This window comes from Paraburkholderia sp. GAS82 (genome assembly GCF_050436285.1).
Lineage (GTDB): Bacteria > Pseudomonadota > Gammaproteobacteria > Burkholderiales > Burkholderiaceae > Paraburkholderia > Paraburkholderia phenazinium_B.
The window spans coordinates 320,274-336,145 of record NZ_JBNDLX010000005.1; the positions used below are offsets into that span (position 1 = coordinate 320,274).

General features: G+C 62.2%; 15 protein-coding genes. 8 read left to right on the forward strand and 7 right to left on the reverse strand.

Features of this window, described 5'->3' with window-relative positions; genetic code table 11:
* Window positions 1–39: 39 nt before the first annotated feature.
* Entirely contained in the window at window positions 40–837 is a 798-nt protein-coding gene (locus P3T17_RS17885; protein WP_429408255.1) for an ABC transporter substrate-binding protein, read from the reverse strand.
* Between the two features lie 172 nt (window positions 838–1,009).
* On the opposite strand from P3T17_RS17885, the gene P3T17_RS17890 reads away from it, so the two are divergent.
* The 7 genes from P3T17_RS17890 (at window position 1,010) to P3T17_RS17920 (ending at window position 9,347) form a co-directional block, all read left to right on the forward strand.
* Entirely contained in the window at window positions 1,010–1,813 is an 804-nt protein-coding gene (locus P3T17_RS17890) for an IclR family transcriptional regulator (RefSeq protein WP_429408256.1), read from the forward strand.
* Between the two features lie 321 nt (window positions 1,814–2,134).
* Window positions 2,135–3,007, forward strand: coding sequence for an ABC transporter substrate-binding protein (locus P3T17_RS17895; RefSeq protein ID WP_074269141.1), 873 nt, complete (start codon window positions 2,135–2,137; stop codon window positions 3,005–3,007).
* A 73-nt stretch (window positions 3,008–3,080) separates the two neighbouring features.
* Window positions 3,081–4,616, forward strand: a complete 1,536-nt coding sequence (locus tag P3T17_RS17900; protein WP_429285992.1) for an amino acid ABC transporter permease/ATP-binding protein — start codon at window positions 3,081–3,083, stop codon at window positions 4,614–4,616.
* A 16-nt stretch (window positions 4,617–4,632) separates the two neighbouring features.
* Window positions 4,633–5,307, forward strand: coding sequence for a GntR family transcriptional regulator (locus P3T17_RS17905; protein WP_429408258.1), 675 nt, complete (start codon window positions 4,633–4,635; stop codon window positions 5,305–5,307).
* A 105-nt stretch (window positions 5,308–5,412) separates the two neighbouring features.
* Window positions 5,413–6,267, forward strand: a complete 855-nt coding sequence (locus tag P3T17_RS17910; RefSeq protein ID WP_429408260.1) for an urea carboxylase-associated family protein — start codon at window positions 5,413–5,415, stop codon at window positions 6,265–6,267.
* Between the two features lie 252 nt (window positions 6,268–6,519).
* Window positions 6,520–7,554 carry an ABC transporter substrate-binding protein gene (locus tag P3T17_RS17915; protein WP_143787778.1) on the forward strand — a complete coding sequence of 345 codons (1,035 nt, stop codon included), beginning with the start codon at window positions 6,520–6,522 and terminating at the stop codon, window positions 7,552–7,554.
* Window positions 7,555–7,568: 14 nt separating this feature from the next.
* Window positions 7,569–9,347 (forward strand): GMC family oxidoreductase, encoded by a 1,779-nt coding sequence (locus P3T17_RS17920; RefSeq protein WP_429408262.1) that lies wholly within the window; start codon window positions 7,569–7,571, stop codon window positions 9,345–9,347.
* Here the strand turns inward: P3T17_RS17920 and P3T17_RS17925 are convergent.
* From P3T17_RS17925 to P3T17_RS17945, 5 genes are all read right to left on the reverse strand, one after another.
* Complete coding sequence (locus P3T17_RS17925; protein WP_429408264.1) at window positions 9,268–10,059, reverse strand: ABC transporter permease; 792 nt, start codon at window positions 10,057–10,059, stop codon at window positions 9,268–9,270. The two genes, P3T17_RS17920 and P3T17_RS17925, sit on opposite strands and share 80 nt — an antisense overlap.
* On the reverse strand, window positions 10,056–10,961 hold the full coding sequence (locus P3T17_RS17930) for an ABC transporter permease (protein WP_074269148.1): 906 nt from the start codon (window positions 10,959–10,961) through the stop codon (window positions 10,056–10,058). Before P3T17_RS17930 ends, P3T17_RS17925 begins: the two co-directional genes overlap by 4 nt.
* 53 nt (window positions 10,962–11,014) lie before the next feature.
* On the reverse strand, window positions 11,015–12,328 hold the full coding sequence (locus P3T17_RS17935) for an FAD-dependent oxidoreductase (protein ID WP_429408266.1): 1,314 nt from the start codon (window positions 12,326–12,328) through the stop codon (window positions 11,015–11,017).
* Window positions 12,325–13,041 (reverse strand): HAD-IA family hydrolase, encoded by a 717-nt coding sequence (locus P3T17_RS17940; RefSeq protein WP_074269150.1) that lies wholly within the window; start codon window positions 13,039–13,041, stop codon window positions 12,325–12,327. The genes P3T17_RS17935 and P3T17_RS17940 overlap by 4 nt, the downstream gene beginning before the upstream one ends.
* A gap of 64 nt (window positions 13,042–13,105) precedes the next feature.
* Window positions 13,106–14,188: an ABC transporter ATP-binding protein gene (locus P3T17_RS17945; protein WP_074269151.1), complete on the reverse strand. Its 1,083-nt coding sequence runs from the start codon at window positions 14,186–14,188 to the stop codon at window positions 13,106–13,108.
* A 99-nt stretch (window positions 14,189–14,287) separates the two neighbouring features.
* Here P3T17_RS17945 and P3T17_RS17950 point away from each other — a divergent pair, with 99 nt between their 5' ends.
* A complete protein-coding gene (locus P3T17_RS17950; protein ID WP_429408269.1) occupies window positions 14,288–15,253 on the forward strand; it encodes a LysR family transcriptional regulator in 966 nt (321 codons plus the stop codon).
* A 33-nt stretch (window positions 15,254–15,286) separates the two neighbouring features.
* Here the strand turns inward: P3T17_RS17950 and P3T17_RS17955 are convergent, their stop codons facing one another.
* Window positions 15,287–15,496, reverse strand: coding sequence for a hypothetical protein (locus P3T17_RS17955; RefSeq protein ID WP_074269153.1), 210 nt, complete (start codon window positions 15,494–15,496; stop codon window positions 15,287–15,289).
* Window positions 15,497–15,872: the final 376 nt, after the last annotated feature.

Sequence of the window (15,872 nt, forward strand, 5' to 3'; positions counted from 1 at the left end):
GCACGGACACGGCCAGGCTGGATGAAGCGATGCGCGGCGTTACTCCATATGCCATTTCTGCAGGACCTGCTGCAGCGAACCGTCCGCCTTCATCTTCTTGATGGCCTGATTGAGCATTTCAAGCGTCGCTGAGTCACCCTTACGGACTACGAAACACACCTGGCCCTTCACATCCGGTTGATACTCCTTCACGAGTTTTACCTGCGGATTGGCACCGTGTTCGAGCTGATACGCAATGATGGGCTGATCGCCAAATCCCGCCTTGATACGGCCAAGCGCGACGTCGCGCATGATGTCGGCCACCGAGTCGTATGTGCGCACTTCCTTGAAGATGCCCCGCTTGTTCAAGGCATCGACGAATGCCGTGCCGACCTGAGCGCCCACTACTTCGCCCTTCAGGTCGTCCATCGACGTGTAATGCCCAGTATCGTCTGCCTTGACCATCAGCCCTTCGCCGTACGAGTAGACCGTGTCGGAGAAATCGACGACCTGCTGGCGCGCCGGCGTCTTCAGCATTGCCGCAGAGATGATGTCGATTTTTTTGGTGGTAAGCGACGGAATCAGCGCGGAGAACGTCGTTTGCTGGACACTGACCTGGAAACCCCCTTCCTTGCCCGCCGCCGTGATGGCGTCGACCATCATGCCCTGAATCGAACCGGTCCTCACGTCGAGGAAGGTGAACGGCACACCGGTTGCCGTGGCGCCTACCGTGTAAGCCGGCTGCTCGGCGGCCACCGCATTGGCGGCCACCGCAATGGCGGCCACCGCAATTACACAGGACAAAGCGATAGCAAGGCCGGTTGCAGCACCGGCGAGGCGTTTGACGAGCGGAATCATGCGGATCTCCAGATTGGGATGGTTTGAACCTACTGCGACTCTTCCACAGCGATACGCGGTGTTTGAAGCATGATAATCAAATCAAAAATATCGCAAAGAAATTTATGTGTATCGATATTCGATACGATAGACTGTGTCCAACCTGGCAAAACAAGACGGATCAAAGGCGCACATGAGCGAGCTGAACGAGGACAAAGAGGTCGACCTGCTGTTCAACCAGTCGCTGGAAAAGGGCTTGGCCGTGTTGCGCGCCTTCAGCGCGAAACGGCGCACCATGACGCTCGCAGAAGTAGCCGAAGCCACCGGCATAACAAAGAGTTCGGCCCAGCGCATGATCTATACGCTCGAGAAGCTCGGCTACGTGCGCAAACATCCGCTCACCCGCCGCTATCAGTTGACGCTGCGCGCGATGCAGATCGGCTTCAACTATCTGGCGGCCGACACGTTGATCGACGTGGCCAACCCGTTCCTCTCTGAACTGACGAACGTCACCGGCGAGACCACCAATCTGACCGAGCCCGACGACGACGAAATGGTCTACGTAGCCCGTTTTGTATGTACGAAGTTCGTACCAATCCACATGCCGATCGGCAGCCGGATTCCGATGTACTGCACCGGGTCGGGCCGTGCCTACCTCAGCGCGTTGCCGCGCGATGAGGCGCTCGAGCGGATTGCGAAAATGGATCTGATCGAATACACGTCACACACGCTGACGGATATCGGGGAGATCGGGCAGCGCCTTGCCGACGCACAGCGCAACGGCTATGCGACGAATCGCGAAGAGTTGTTCATCGGCGATATGACGATCGCAGCACCGGTAATCGATAGCCAGAGAAGGCCGGTAGCGGCGGTGCACGTCGTGGCGCCCACCAGCCGGTGGACGCTCGCCGAGGCGCAGGAGCGGCTCGCGCCAGCGGTGATCGACTGCGCCCGCGGCATCAGCAATTCGATCAGGACACTCGAGCTGATTTCATAAAAGGCGCGCGCCAACCTGCAGCGTCGCGCGAAACCGTCGCCGCACGCACGATTTCGATTCACAACCGCTTCGCCTGCCTCTTCGTGTCTCTCCCGAGGCACGGAAATGGTGCTTCGGCTTCCCCGTCCGCCGATACCGGCGCTTTCCGGCCGCCCTCCTCGCCATCGGCCAACCCACTGTCCGTCCGCCGTTTCACACCCGCTCGCCGCTTTCGCACACCTCATTGGCATACATTCTGCTTGGTGGCACTTTAATTGTTCAACAATTATTTTATTATTGTTGAACAATGTATATTGTCACCACACCGACGAGTGAGAGCCCATGAAAGCCCATCTTTGCCTCAATTCTTTGCTGAACGCCCTGTTGAAACTGGCGAAATTCGCTACCGCTACCGGGGCGGTCTGCGCAGCCACCCATGTCTTCGCGGCCACGGGCATCCCGACGGTCACCTCTGGCGCCTTAACCGTCGGCGCCGATTTGACCTATCCGCCGTACGACTACCTCGAAGGCGCCACCCCGAGCGGTTTCGACCCTGCGTTCATGAGCAGGCTCGCGGAGCATCTGAAACTCAAACCCGGATTCGTCGACACGCGCTTCGCCAACCTGATCCTCGGCGTCAACGCGAACCGCTTCGACGTGATTGCATCGGCGCTCTATGTGACGCCGGAACGCGCGAAGCAGATCGATTTCGTGCCTTACCTGAAAACCGGCGGCTCGCTGCTCGCGTTGAGCCATTCCGGCTTCGCCCCGAAGACGCCGGAAGATCTGTGCGGCAAGCGCGTGAGTTCGATCAAGGGCGCATCGTGGATTCCGAAACTCAACGACGTATCGAAACAGGTCTGTGCGCCTGCCGGTCGCGGCGCAATCGACGTGCGCGAGTTCGAGACTTCGCCGGAAGCGGCCCAGGCCGTGCTGGCGCACGCGGTCGACGCGCAGTTCGAAGACTCGGCCGTGGCGCAGATGACCGTCAACAAGCTTGGCGGACGCGTGGCGATTACCTCGACCACCCCGCTCTATCCGGTCGTCATCGGTCTCGGCGTCAAGAAAGGCAATGACGCGCTGCTCGCCGAGCTGAAGAGTGCGTTTGCGTCGATGAAGCAGGCGGGTGAATACCAGGCACTACTCAAGCAGTACAACGTCGCGGAGCCGACCGGCAATGACATTGCCCTGGCGCTCGGTACGGCACAGAACTAACGGCACACCACGCGCAGCCTGAGGCCGGGCACTCGCCCGTGTCCTCGTGGCTGCACGCCGTAGGGGGAAGCTCATGGTATTCGACTGGCACTACACGGCTTCATTGCTGTTTGACGCCGCTTTCTGGAAGGCCACCTGGCTCGTAGTCGAACTGAGTGCCGCGACCTGGCTGATCGGCATTGTGGCAGGCTTCGCGCTTGCACTCGGCAAACAGTCCGTCTTCACGCCGCTACGCGTGGCGTGCAGCACCTACATCTGGCTGTTTCGCAGCCTGCCGCTGCTGGTGCTGCTGATCTTCGTCTATAACCTGCCGCAGGTCCTGCCCTGGACCGGCGGCCTGTTGTCCGATCCGTTCTGGGCCGGCCTGCTTGCGCTGTCGATCAGCGAAGCGGCCTATATCGCCGAGATCCATCGCGGTGGCCTGCTGTCGCTTCACAAAGGCCAACTCGAAGCGGGTAAAGCGCTCGGCATCCGCTTCGTCGGACTGCAACGGCTGATCGTGCTGCCGCAGGCGTTTCGTGTCGCGCTGCCTGCGCTCATCAACGAGTACATTACGATCGTCAAGCTGACCTCGCTCGTGTCGGTCATTTCGCTGGCGGAAATCCTGCTGGTGGGTGAGCGTCTGTACACGCAAAACTTCAAGGTGCTCGAGACGATGCTGGCCGTATCGTTCTACTATGTGCTGATCGTCACCGTGTTCGGCCATGTGTTGAAGCTGCTGGAAAAACATCTGGACGTCACGCGCCGCAAGCAGGCCGGCATCGCCGCCGTTGCCATTGAGGTGCCGCGGCCCGCGTCAACGCCGGCGGCTGCGAAGGTCACGCGTGCAGCGCGAGCCGGCGGTACGGCGCGCGCGCTGGAGGCTATCGGCATCCGAAAACGTTACGGCAATCATGAGGTGCTTGGAGGGATCGACCTGACGGTGCACTCCGGCGAAGTGGTATCGATCATCGGCCCGTCGGGCTCCGGCAAGACCTCGCTGATACGCACGCTGAACGGCCTGGAGACGCTCGACGACGGTGAAGTCCGGCTGCACGGCGAGGCATTCCTGTGGCCGCCCCGCGGCAGGCATGGCAAGGTGCCGCACGCACAGTACGTGCGCGGCATCCTCGATATCGGCATGGTGTTTCAGAGCTTCAACCTGTTTCCACACCAGACAGCGCTGCAGAATGTAACGCTGGCGCCCCGCTATCACGGGCGCCGCAACGGGGCCGCGCTCGAAGAGGCCGGCATGCAGTTGCTGGCGAAGGTGGGCATGGCCGCGCATGCGCAGAAGTATCCGCATCAGCTTTCCGGCGGCCAGCAGCAACGTGTCGCGATTGCGCGAGCATTGGCGATGCAGCCGTCGATCGTATTGTTCGACGAACCGACCTCGGCGCTCGACCCCGAACTGGTCACCGAGGTGCTCAAGGTAATCGAGGAACTCGCCCGGGAAGGCATGACCATGATCATCGTCACACACGAAATCAACTTCGCGTTCCGCATTTCAGACCGTATCGTGTTCATGGAAGCGGGTACGATCGTCAGCGACGCGTCACCGCACGAACTGGCTGCGCTGGACAAGACTTCGCGGATCGCCAGCTTCCTTAAAGACGTCCACATTGCCTGAAAAACACAAACACCGTATGCCTACCTCGCATCCAGCTGTTACCACCCTCACCGGCCAGGAGCCCGAGCAATCGGTCACAGATCGGATCCTGTCGACGATCCGCGACGAAATCATCGAAGGTAAATTGCCGCCGGGCACGGCGCTCGTCGAGAACGACCTCACCCAGATTCACGACGTCTCGCGCAACACGCTGCGTGAAGCGCTGCGCCTCTTGTGCCGCGAAGGACTCGCGGTGCATTACCGGCATCGCGGCGTGATCGTGCGCACCTTGACGCGTCACGACGTGCGCGACATCTACCGGGTACGGCGTACGCTCGAACTGCAAGCCCTGTTGCGCGAAGACCCGATCGAAGAAAACGAAATCGCTTCCATGCGCGAAGCCGTCATGCACGCGCAAGCGGCGACGGACGAAGGTGACTGGCGCAGCGTCGGCACCTATAGCCTGCTGTTTCATCGGCGCATCGTGCAGTTGCTCGGCAGCCCGCTGTTCGACACGTTCTTCACGACGATTCTGGCGCAACTGCGTCTCGTGTTCGCTTCCGCTCCCGACGAGCGCCGCTTCCAGCGACCCTGGATCGCGAAGGATCAGCAGATTCTCGAGCTGATCGCCAACGGCCGCACCGCCGAAGCCAGCGCCGCGCTCGCCGACTACCTGAAGCAGTCGGAGCATGCGTTGCTCGATTACCTTTGAGTCACTTCCCTCTCATTCACACCTCAGTCAACGACCACTGCGCAAACCGGCTGCCGCGCGTAGCAAGCGCAGCCTGTCCGCCTGTCTCATGAAGGAGTCACCAGCATGTTGAATTACCCCGCCGCCTATCAGTCCACCAAGGGTTCCGCGCTCGACCCCGACAAGGCCTTCTATCAACGCATTGCCTCCGAACACGACTCGCGCACGCTGATCGAGTCGATCGTTGTGCCGATCCGTTCGGGTCAGGCCTGGAGCGTGCCGGCCGGTCACGTGTTCCGGATTGTCACGATCGAAGGTCCGCAAGTCGCCGACCTGAACATGTGGAACCTGCATAACCCGCGCGAGCGCATGTGGGCATCGCGTACGCGCCAGTTGCAGCAGGCGCACGTCAGCACCTTCGACCGCCTGTGGTCGACACTGCCGTTTCTGCGCCCCATGGTGACGATCACCGACGACAGCCTCGCCGACTACGGCGTCGACGAACATGGCGGGCGCGTTCACGACCTGCTCGGCACACGTTGCGATCCGTATGTGAACCGGATGCTGACCGGTGAGGACTTTCATTTCCACTGCCACTCGAACCTGACGCGCGCCATCGCTCCGTACGGCCTGACCGAATACGACGTGCACGATGTGCTCAACGTGTTTCAGTGCACCGGACTGAATCTCGAAGACAAATACTTCATGAAGGCGTGCCCGGCCAAAAAGGGAGATTACCTCGAGTTCTTTGCGGAAATCGACCTGCTATGCGCGCTGTCGACCTGCCCGGGCGGCGATCTGTCATTGCCCATGTGGGGACCGGACGCGCGCGATCCGCTGGAAGTGTGCCGCCCGCTTGGCATCGAAATCTACCGCCTCGCGCCGCAGCTGCTCGATGGCTGGACGCCGCCCGCCGTTGCTGCGTACAAGGGCCAGCATGGCATGGCGCTGCAGTCGCCGCAGTGGAAATGCGGTTGCTGACCAAGGCCCTCTGCGCATCGTTCTTCCAGCCATGACGTAGCGTTATGCCCGCTCTAACAATTCGGGAATTGCGAGCGGGAAAATGGTCCCCTACATTTTGACCACGACGTATCCGGCGCAATGTGCCTCGCGGGCTCCTCGCGCCGCCGATACGCTTCGCAGATAGCGGCCTGCACTCCTAAGTGGCATGACATCCGGACACGGGCCTCGCTAACGAACCATCCAACCTTGGGGATAGCCGCCGTGAAAATGATGAAGCCAGGTCGCGTCACTGTTCTGTCGCTCGCCATCACGCTGCTGAGCACACCTGTGCTGGCTGCGAGCGGCCAGATCACCTTCGTCTCGCAGGGCGGCGTCTACCAGGAAGCGCAGACCAAGGCCATCCTCGATCCGGCAGCCAAACTGCTCGACATCACCGTCAATCAGGACAGCGTGCCCGACGCGTACCCGGCCATCAAGGCGCAAGCTGCGGCGGGCAAGCCGATCTGGGACGTCGTGGACACTCCCGCGTCGAACTGCCTGCGCGGCGGAAAGGAAGGCCTGATCGAAAAGCTCGACTTCTCGAAGATCCCGAACGCCGCGTCGATACCGGAAAAATACCGCACGCCGTACTCGGCGGCCTACGAGTTTTACTCGACGGTGATTGCGTATAACAAGAAGTCGCTCAAGAAAGTCCCGCAAAGCTGGGCCGACTTCTGGAACGTCAAGGACTTCCCGGGCACGCGTGCCCTGCGCAACGATCCGCAAGGCACACTCGAGGCCGCGCTACTCGCAGACGGCGTGGCACGCGACAAGCTCTATCCGCTCGACGTGGATCGCGCCTTCAAGAAGCTGCAGCAAATCAAGCCGGACATCACGGTCTGGTGGACCTCGGGCGGCCAATCGGCGCAGTTGCTGCACGACGGCGAAGTCGACATGGAAATGATCTGGAATGGCCGCGCCAGCGCCGTGCGCAAAGACGACCCCGATGTCGACTTCACCTTCAACGATGGCCTGCTGCAGAACACGCAACTGTGCATCGTGAAGAACGCGCCGAACCAGGCGGCCGCAGTGAAATTCCTCAACGCGGCGTTCTCGCCCGATCTGCAGGCTAATCTGCCGCTTTATATCGACTACGGGCCGGGTAATCCGGCTGCCTTCAAGACCGGCAAGATCACCGCGCAACGTGCCAGCGAGCTGCCGAGTTCGCCCGCCAATGCCGCGAAACAGGCCCTGCTCTCCGAAGAATGGTGGGCCTCCGATGCCGGTATCGCCGCTCGTGCCCGCTGGCTCAAGTTCATGCAATAGACGCAACGCGCCACGTGATCGACTATCTGATTCTGGGTGGAGGCTCGGCGGGCTGCGTGCTCGCCGCGCGTCTTTCGGAAGATCCGCAGAAGACCGTGTGCCTCGTCGAGGCCGGCCGGGATATCTCGCAGGCGAGCATGCCGGATGCGATCCGCAGCCGCTATCCCGGTCGCGCGTATCTCGACGTCAGCAATATCTGGCGACGGCTTACTGCGGTGATGTCTACGCGGTTCGCCCCTGGCAGCACTGCGGCCGGCACGAGCACAGGCACATCCCGGCGCTACGAGCAGGCGCGCCTGTTAGGCGGCGGTTCGGCGATCAATGCGCTGATGGCCAATCGCGGCGCTCCCGCCGACTACGATGAATGGGAAGCACTCGGTGCGCACGGCTGGAACTGGCAAGCCTGCCTGCCGTATTTCCGCAAGCTCGAAACGGACTGCGACTTCGACGGCGAACTGCATGGCCAGCAAGGTCCGGTGCGCATCCGGCGTACCGAATGGACTCGCGTATCGCCGTTCGTGCGAGCCGTGCTGGGTGCGTTGGAACAGCTCGGCCATCCGCGGCGCGCAGATCAGAATGGCCCATGGCAGGACGGGACCTATGTCGGCTCGATAGCGGTAAGCGAGGACGGTGAGCGCATTCCGACCTCGGTCTGCTATCTGAGCGACGCAGTGCGGAAACGGCCGAATCTGACGATCCGCACTCACCTCCTCGCCGAGCGCATCCACTTCGAAGACGTGCGTGCGACGGGTGCGCGATTGCGGCACGAAGACGGTTCGACAGAAGATCTCTACGCGAAGGAAACCATCGTTTGCTCGGGCGCAATTCATAGTCCCGCGCTGCTGCTGCGCAGCGGCATCGGCCCAGCCGCCGACCTTGCCGCACTCGGCATTCCCCTCGTGGCCGATTTACCCGGGGTGGGCCGCAACCTGATGGAGCATCCTTCGATCGCCGTTTCCGCCTGGCTGCCGCGCGCCGGCCGCACGCCGTACCCGGAAGAGCATCACGAGCAGGCCATTGTGCGCTTCTCCTCCCGCTTGCCGGACACCGTAGCCGGCGACATGCACGGTGCGATCCTGTCGCGCTCCGGCTGGCATTCGATCGGATACCGGCTTGGCACGATATTCTTCTGGGTGAACAAATCGTACTCGCGCGGCCAGCTAAAACTCACCTCAGCGGATCCGCGCGACGAACCGTCGGTCGAATTCAACATGCTGTCCGACCCGCGCGACCGCGAGCGCCTGAAGCTCGCAATGCGCCTTGGCGCTACCACGCTTGCCGGGAGTTCAATGGCAGGGGTACGCGGCACGGTCTTTCCGTCGAGCTATTCGCCGCGTGTCGCGAAAGTCGCGGTGCCCGGCAGGTTCAACGCACTACAGCGTGGCGCGCTCAGCGCACTGCTCGATGTCGCGGGGCCGCTGCGTGGCTGGCTGATTCGCCGGCTGATTACCCAGGGCGTCACGATCGAAAACCTGCTCGCCGACGATGCAGCATTAACCCACTTCGTCACGCACTCAGTGGGCTGCACCTGGCATCCATCCGGTACTTGCCGGATGGGCTCGCCCGACGACCCTCAAGCGGTGACCGACGCGAGCGGCTCCGTGCGGGGCGTCGAAGGCTTGCGTGTGTGCGATGCATCGCTGATGCCGTCGATCCCCTGCGCCAACACGAATATCCCGACCATCATGATCGCCGAGCGCGTCGCCGATATGATCAGGCTCGTGCAGCCGGCCTGCGAGTCACCACAATCGTCACAACCAGACATAAGGTCAGCGCAGTCAGCAAGGTACTGATCGCCGCAATCGTCGGGTCGATTTCATCGCGCAGCGCGACGAACATCCGCCGCGTGAGCGTCTGATTGTCGCCACCGGAGACGAACAGTGCGACCACGGTTTCATCGAGCGCCTGAATGAACACGAACACCGCGGCGGAAATCACGCTCGATCGAATCTGCGGCAGCGTCACCGTCATAAAGCTGCGCAAGCGGTTCATGCCGAGACTGCGGGCGACCATCTCCTGGGTCTGATCGAAGGTCCGCAGATCCGCGCTCACGGAAATCAGCACGTACGGCAGACCGAGCATCGTGTCGGCGAGAATCAACCCGGTCATGCTGTTGACGAGCCCCGTATGCGCATATACGAAGAACACCCCGACCGCGACGATGATGATCGGCACCATCAATGGCAGCATCAGCACGAGACGCACATAGCGCATGCTCCAGTGGGTGCCGTTCTGGATCCCATACGCCGCCGCGACGCCAAGCGGCGTAGCGATCACGGCCGCGGACACGGAAGCCGTCAGCGTGGTGCGTGCGGCAGCCATCCATGTCGGACTGCCGACGAATGCTTCGTACCAGCGCAGCGAGTAGGCCGGCGGCGGGAAGGTCATAAAACGTGTGTCGGAAAACGACAGCGGCACGACGATCAGAACCGGCACGATCAGAAACAGCAGGATCAGCACGACCACCGCGCCTAAAACAAGCTTGCCGGATGCGGATTTTTTCATTTCGCCCCCAAGGTCTTCTCGAGCGGTATCACGCGGCTCACAGCGTAGAAGATCGCGAACACACAGACGAGCAGCACCACGCTGACGGCGCTCGCTGCCCCCCACCTATCGTAGAGCTCCACGTTACGGCTGACGAGCATCGACACCATCATCGATCTGCCGCCGCCCATCAGCTCCGGGGTGATGTAAAAGCCGAGGCAAAGAATGAACACAAGGGTGGCGCCCGCGAGCACGCCGCTTAACGACAGCGGCAAAAACACCCGCAAAAATACGTGCAACGGCGAGCCGCCGAGGCTCGCTCCCGCATGCACGAGATTCTCCGGAATCTTCTGCATTGCCGAGTACAGCGGCAAGACCATGAACGGCAGCAGGATATGCACCATGGCGATGATCGTGCCCAACTGGTTGTAGGCCAGTTGCAACGGATGATCGATCACACCCATCGACAGCAGCGTCTTGTTGACGAGCCCCGTACGCTGCAGCAGCACGAGCCACGCGTAGGTGCGCACCAGCACGCTGGTCCAGAACGGCAGAATCACGAGGCCCAGCACGAGCGCGCTCAGTTTCGGCGGCAACGCGGCGGCCGCATACGCCACCGGGTAGCCCAGCAGCAGCGTAACGAGCGTGACGATAAAACTAAGCTTGAAAGTAAGTGCGAACGTGGCTCCGTAGGCGCTGTCGGTGAAAATGCGCCGGTAATTCTCGAGCGTAAAGCCGTCGGCATAAATCGATTGCCAGGAAAGCCACGCGAGCGGCACCACCAGCAACACGACGATCACGATCAGCGCCGGCGCGATCAGCAGCAGCATCGTGCGGTCCTCGCGGCGCTGATACCGCACTGCCGCGTTGGCCCTGTCGACTGCATCGGCCGCATCGGCCTTGTCGGCCGCGAAAGAAGGCATCCACCCGTCTCCTGCAGAAGTTCGCCCCGCGGTAGCGTCGCGCTGAGCTGACATCACGCACCTATTGCATCGAGAAACTGATACCACGCCGCGACCATCCGCACACCCGGCGAGCGCAACGCATGAAAAGGCACCGGTTGCAAACCGTTCGTTGCGAGCAGCGACAATTCCGGCTTGTCGCCGAGCGCGAGCGCCGCCGCCTGCTGACCGAGCAGGCTGGCCATCGCCACACCTGCTCCGTTGTACCCCAGACAAAATGTCGTGACAGCATCGCTGCGCCCGATATGCGGCAATTGATCGAAGGTCATGCCGACGTAACCCGACCAGCGGTACTCCACCTTTACACCGGCGAGATCCGGAAACAGCGCGACCATCGCGCGCTGCAGCGCATCAAAACCGGCGAGTTGTCCTTCCTTGCCAAACGCATCGCGTCCACCGAACACCATCCGGCCATCTGCCTTACGAAACCACTTCATCATGCGCCGCGTTTCGGTATAGCTGCGCTGCTCCACCATCAGACGTGCATCGAGTTCGGCGGGTAGACGCTCAGTTGCAATGATCGCGCTGCGAAACGGCACGAGCGTACGCTGATAAGCACCGGTGGCCGGCGTCAGACTGGAATACGCGTTCGTCGCGACTATCACCTGTTTGGCCCGCACCGTGCCGCCCGGCGTGCGTATCAGCACGCCTTCGCCGTCGCGCTGCATGTCGATCGCCGGACTCGACTCGTAGATCGGCACCTTGCGGGTCGTCAAGCCGGCGGCGATACCCTGCACGTAGCGCAACGGCAGGATCGTGCCGGCGTCGGCGCTCAATACGCCGCCGACGAAAGCACTCGAACCGGTCTCGCGCGCCACCTCGGCCCGCGATTGCACGGACATCGACGTATCGCCGAGCGCCTGTCGCACCCAGTCCGCTTCGGCACGAATCGTTGCGAAAGCGCGCTCCGTATGCGCGCAGCGCAAGCTGCCAGTGTGCTGAAAATGCGCGTCGTGAAGCTTGAATTCATCGACCAGCGACTCAACCACTCGCACGCCTTCGTGCGCGAGGCGATGCATCGTGCGGGCCGTATCAATGCCATGCAGCCGTGCGATGGTCGGAAACGAGAGGCGGAATTTCGACGACACCACGCCACCGTTACGGCCACTCGCGCCCCAACCGACCGGGTTGGCGTCGAGCACCACCGTCTCCGCGCCGCGTTTTTGCAATGCGTACGCAGCACAAAGCCCCGAATAGCCGGCGCCGATCACCGCCACCTCGGTCACCAGATCGCGGGCCAACGGTGCACCGGTGCTAACGGGCGCCGTCGCGCCGCCCATCGCGGACCACAGCGACGCAGCGGACTGCCGGGCGGCAGGCGGCTTCATGCGGCGACCTGCTCCTCGGCCTCGACCGCGTCAGCGAGTGCCTTGAGCGTCGCAAACCTGAAGTCGGGTGTAGTCACGCGCTCGGGTATCGGTGTGGCGCCAAACCCTTGCAGCCCCTGACGGCGCTCGATCCAGCACACCGTATACCCAAGCTCGCGAGCCACGCCGATGTCGTGGTACTGGCTTTGCGCAACGTGAAGGATGTCGCCGAACTTGTAGCCGAAGGCGGACTGGCGTCCGCGGTTATAGGCGAAGAACTGCGGGTCCGGCTTCGCAACACCGGTTTCGTCGGCGGTAACGCTGTCGTCGAACGGATCGCCAAGCGTGTGCGCATACGCAGACAAGGCCACGCGATCGGCATTGGTCATTGCCACCAGCCGGAAGTGCCGGCGCAGGCGCTGCAACGCCGCCACCGAATCGTCAAACGCGGGCCAGTCGAGCACGTCGCGCTGAAAAGCAGCGGCCGTCTGCGGATCGGCGGGCAGGCCCAGTTCAGCCGCCAGCGACTGGTAGACGCTCGCCATCGCGTGGCTGGAGCGGCCCGGATACGTCGCGCGGCCACGGATGTACGGTTCGAAGATCTGGTCGTCGGTCAAGTTGCGGGCTGCTTCGCCGCCGAGCCGCCGGACCGATTCCAGCACGCCTTTTTCAAAGTTGATCAGCGTGCCGACGACATCGAACGTCAGCACCTTGAAATCGGTCAGCTTTTTCATTCGTATTCCTCTTCAGTTTGATGTGAACCCTGGATGAGAGAGCCCGGCAATCCGGGCACATGAATCAGGCCGGCACGACTATGGTGTCCTGCGGGTCGAGCACCACGGTCATCTCCATGCCGGGCGCGGGAATCTGCAGACGGGCGTGGTAACTGCCCGGCTGGCGCAAGCTGATTGCCGTACCATCCGGCAGCGTCGCGAAGACGCGCAGGCTTTCGCCCTGATACAGCACCTCGGTCACGCGGCAACGCAACTGGTTGAGCTGCGCGCCGTTGTCATCACGACTGTCGTGGATGCGCAGCTTCTCCGTCTGCACCGCCAGCAGCAAAGCCTCGGCACGCGGCAACGGATGCGCTGTGCGCAGCACGGTCGCCCCGAGCAGCACCGCATCGGCGCCGGCACGTGTCACGCTCAACAATGTCGCTTCACCGATAAAACTCGCCACAAAGGCATCGCGCGGCCGGTCGTACAGATGCTCAGGCGTATCGACCTGCACGAGGCGGCCGTTGCGCAACACGGCAACGCGGTCGCTCATCGTCAGCGCCTCGCGCTGATCGTGCGTCACATAGACGATCGTCGCGCCCAGCTTTCTGTGCAGGCGGCGCAATTCGATCTGCATGGTTTCGCGCAGTTGCTTGTCGAGCGCGGAGAGCGGCTCGTCCATCAGGATCAGTTGCGGCTCGAATACCATGGCGCGGGCGAGCGCCACGCGCTGACGCTGGCCACCGGATAGCTGCGCAATGCGCCGGCCTTCGTAGCCGCTCAACTCGACCATCGCGAGCGCATCCGATACTTTCTTCGCCCAGCCCGACTTCGGCTGGCGGCGCGCGCGCAGCGGATAGGCGACGTTCTCGCCGACCGTCATATGCGGAAACAGCGCGTAGTTCTGAAACACGATGCCGATGTCGCGTTTATGCGGCGGCGCAAATGTAATATCACGGCCACCCACCCATACCGAGCCCGAACTCGGCTGCACGAAGCCGCCCAGAATGCCGAGCAGCGTGGTCTTGCCCGACCCGGACGGCCCGAGCAGCGAAACGAATTCGCCCGGCGCGATGTCGATGGACACGTCGTCGAGCGCGACCACCGGACCGTAGCGCCGCGCTGCCGAACGGATCGACACGTCTGCTTTCGCTCTTGCGTCCATGCTTGTTTCCCGTCCACAGGACCATCGGTTAGAAAAATATACGTGGCTGTTATTTCGTCAGCAATTCCCAAATTGTTGGATCAGGCATAACATCACGTCATGCCCAATCTCCGCCGCAAACTCCCCAGCGCCAATGCCCTGTTCGTGTTCGAGGCCGCGGCGCGGTGCGGCAACTTCACGCGTGCCGCCGAAGAGCTATATGTCAGCCAGCCGGCCGTGAGCCGCATGCTGGCGCGCATGGAAGACCACCTTGGGGTGCAACTGTTCGAGCGCGTGCGCGGCGGCATCGAACTGACCGAGAACGGCAAGATCCTGTATCGGAAGATTTCGGAGGGGTTTGGCGGGATCGAATCCGCAATCCACGAAATCGAGGCCAGGGCAACCGGCATCGAAACGGTGACCCTCTCGGTTTCGACCGCTTTCACCACACATTGGCTGATGCCGCGCATGAACCGCCTGAACCAGGCGTTTCCGGGCGTCGATCTGCGTTTCCAGCTGATTTCAGGCCGCATTGGCGGGCCGCTCGTCGACGTCGACCTCGGTATGCGCTTCAGGACCGACGAAGAAATCGACGAGCACTCGGCGCTCGTGATGCCAGAAGTCCTGCTACCCGTATGCAATCGCCGCTATCACGAGCAACTGTTGCTGGACGCCGGCAGTCCGCACGACGACACCGTAATAAACATGGATGACGGCGAACGCGGCTGGCAGGAACGTTTCGCCGCGTTCGCCGAGCATCAGCGCAGGGCCGCGAACGTGCTGAGCTTTTCCGACTATGCGATCGTGGTGCAGGCCGCCTTGCTGGGCCAGGGAGTCGCGCTGGGCTGGTTGAACGTGCTGTCGCACTGGCTGGCCGACGGTGCGCTGATCCCAGCTGAGCACGAACTGATCGTGACGGACCGGCGCTGCTGTCTGGTGTGGCCGGCGAGCCGTCCGTTGCGCCCGGTAGTGGCTGCGCTGCGCGACTGGATCATCGAGGAAGTGCATGCCGACATGATTCGCGTCGACGCGGCCTACCCCGATCTGTGCCTCGCAGCCACGCTGCGCAATGGTAAAGCGCTTTAGCGGCAGCGCCGACGCGCGCCGCTAACCGTAAGCTCAATGCATCACGCCGAAGATCACATCCGCGCCTTCCACCGGTGTGAGGCCGACCTTGAAATACCCTTCGAGCCGGTCCGCAACCGCTTCGTCGAGCGTAAACGGCGGCCGGATAAAGCCGACCTTGACCGCATGTTCGTACCACGCAGTGATCCACGCGCGCAGGTCGACCACATACTGCGGCAGTCCGATATATTCGTCGTAAGCCATGATCTCTCCTTCCCCTTGGTCATGCCATCAGGCGGCTAACCGGCCAACGCTCATTGCAGGCTGGCGATTCGCTGGCGGGAAAACATGCCAGCTGCCGTCGTCATGGCGGAAGAAAAACAGGGTGACTGGACCACTCGGGCAGTTCGCTTCGATGCACACCCGGCAAATGCGGCCGGATTGCGAACGTTGTGTCATCAATACGCGGAGCGGTTGGGCGCTGGCCGCACCAAGCCACTTCTCGACCAGAAAACGCAACGACCTTTCCGCAGTACTCATAGCCCCTCCGAGGTGCCCATGAAAGCATCGTAGGGTCAACGGAAATGCACCTGTATCGGGAGTGGCGGATGTTGGACGCCGGATCGGCTGATTCTCCACT

Bases quoted from the DNA above. Each gene is read 5' to 3' on its own strand.
- P3T17_RS17885 (WP_429408255.1), bottom strand. From the start codon at position 837: ATGATTCCGCTCGTCAAACGCCTCGCCGGTGCTGCAACCGGCCTTGCT.
- P3T17_RS17890 (WP_429408256.1), top strand. From the start codon at position 1,010: ATGAGCGAGCTGAACGAGGACAAAGAGGTCGACCTGCTGTTCAACCAG.
- P3T17_RS17895 (WP_074269141.1), top strand. From the start codon at position 2,135: ATGAAAGCCCATCTTTGCCTCAATTCTTTGCTGAACGCCCTGTTGAAA.
- P3T17_RS17900 (WP_429285992.1), top strand. From the start codon at position 3,081: ATGGTATTCGACTGGCACTACACGGCTTCATTGCTGTTTGACGCCGCT.
- P3T17_RS17905 (WP_429408258.1), top strand. From the start codon at position 4,633: ATGCCTACCTCGCATCCAGCTGTTACCACCCTCACCGGCCAGGAGCCC.
- P3T17_RS17910 (WP_429408260.1), top strand. From the start codon at position 5,413: ATGTTGAATTACCCCGCCGCCTATCAGTCCACCAAGGGTTCCGCGCTC.
- P3T17_RS17915 (WP_143787778.1), top strand. From the start codon at position 6,520: ATGAAGCCAGGTCGCGTCACTGTTCTGTCGCTCGCCATCACGCTGCTG.
- P3T17_RS17925 (WP_429408264.1), bottom strand. From the start codon at position 10,059: ATGAAAAAATCCGCATCCGGCAAGCTTGTTTTAGGCGCGGTGGTCGTG.
- P3T17_RS17930 (WP_074269148.1), bottom strand. From the start codon at position 10,961: ATGCCTTCTTTCGCGGCCGACAAGGCCGATGCGGCCGATGCAGTCGAC.
- P3T17_RS17935 (WP_429408266.1), bottom strand. From the start codon at position 12,328: ATGAAGCCGCCTGCCGCCCGGCAGTCCGCTGCGTCGCTGTGGTCCGCG.
- P3T17_RS17940 (WP_074269150.1), bottom strand. From the start codon at position 13,041: ATGAAAAAGCTGACCGATTTCAAGGTGCTGACGTTCGATGTCGTCGGC.
- P3T17_RS17945 (WP_074269151.1), bottom strand. From the start codon at position 14,188: ATGGACGCAAGAGCGAAAGCAGACGTGTCGATCCGTTCGGCAGCGCGG.
- P3T17_RS17950 (WP_429408269.1), top strand. From the start codon at position 14,288: ATGCCCAATCTCCGCCGCAAACTCCCCAGCGCCAATGCCCTGTTCGTG.
- P3T17_RS17955 (WP_074269153.1), bottom strand. From the start codon at position 15,496: ATGGCTTACGACGAATATATCGGACTGCCGCAGTATGTGGTCGACCTG.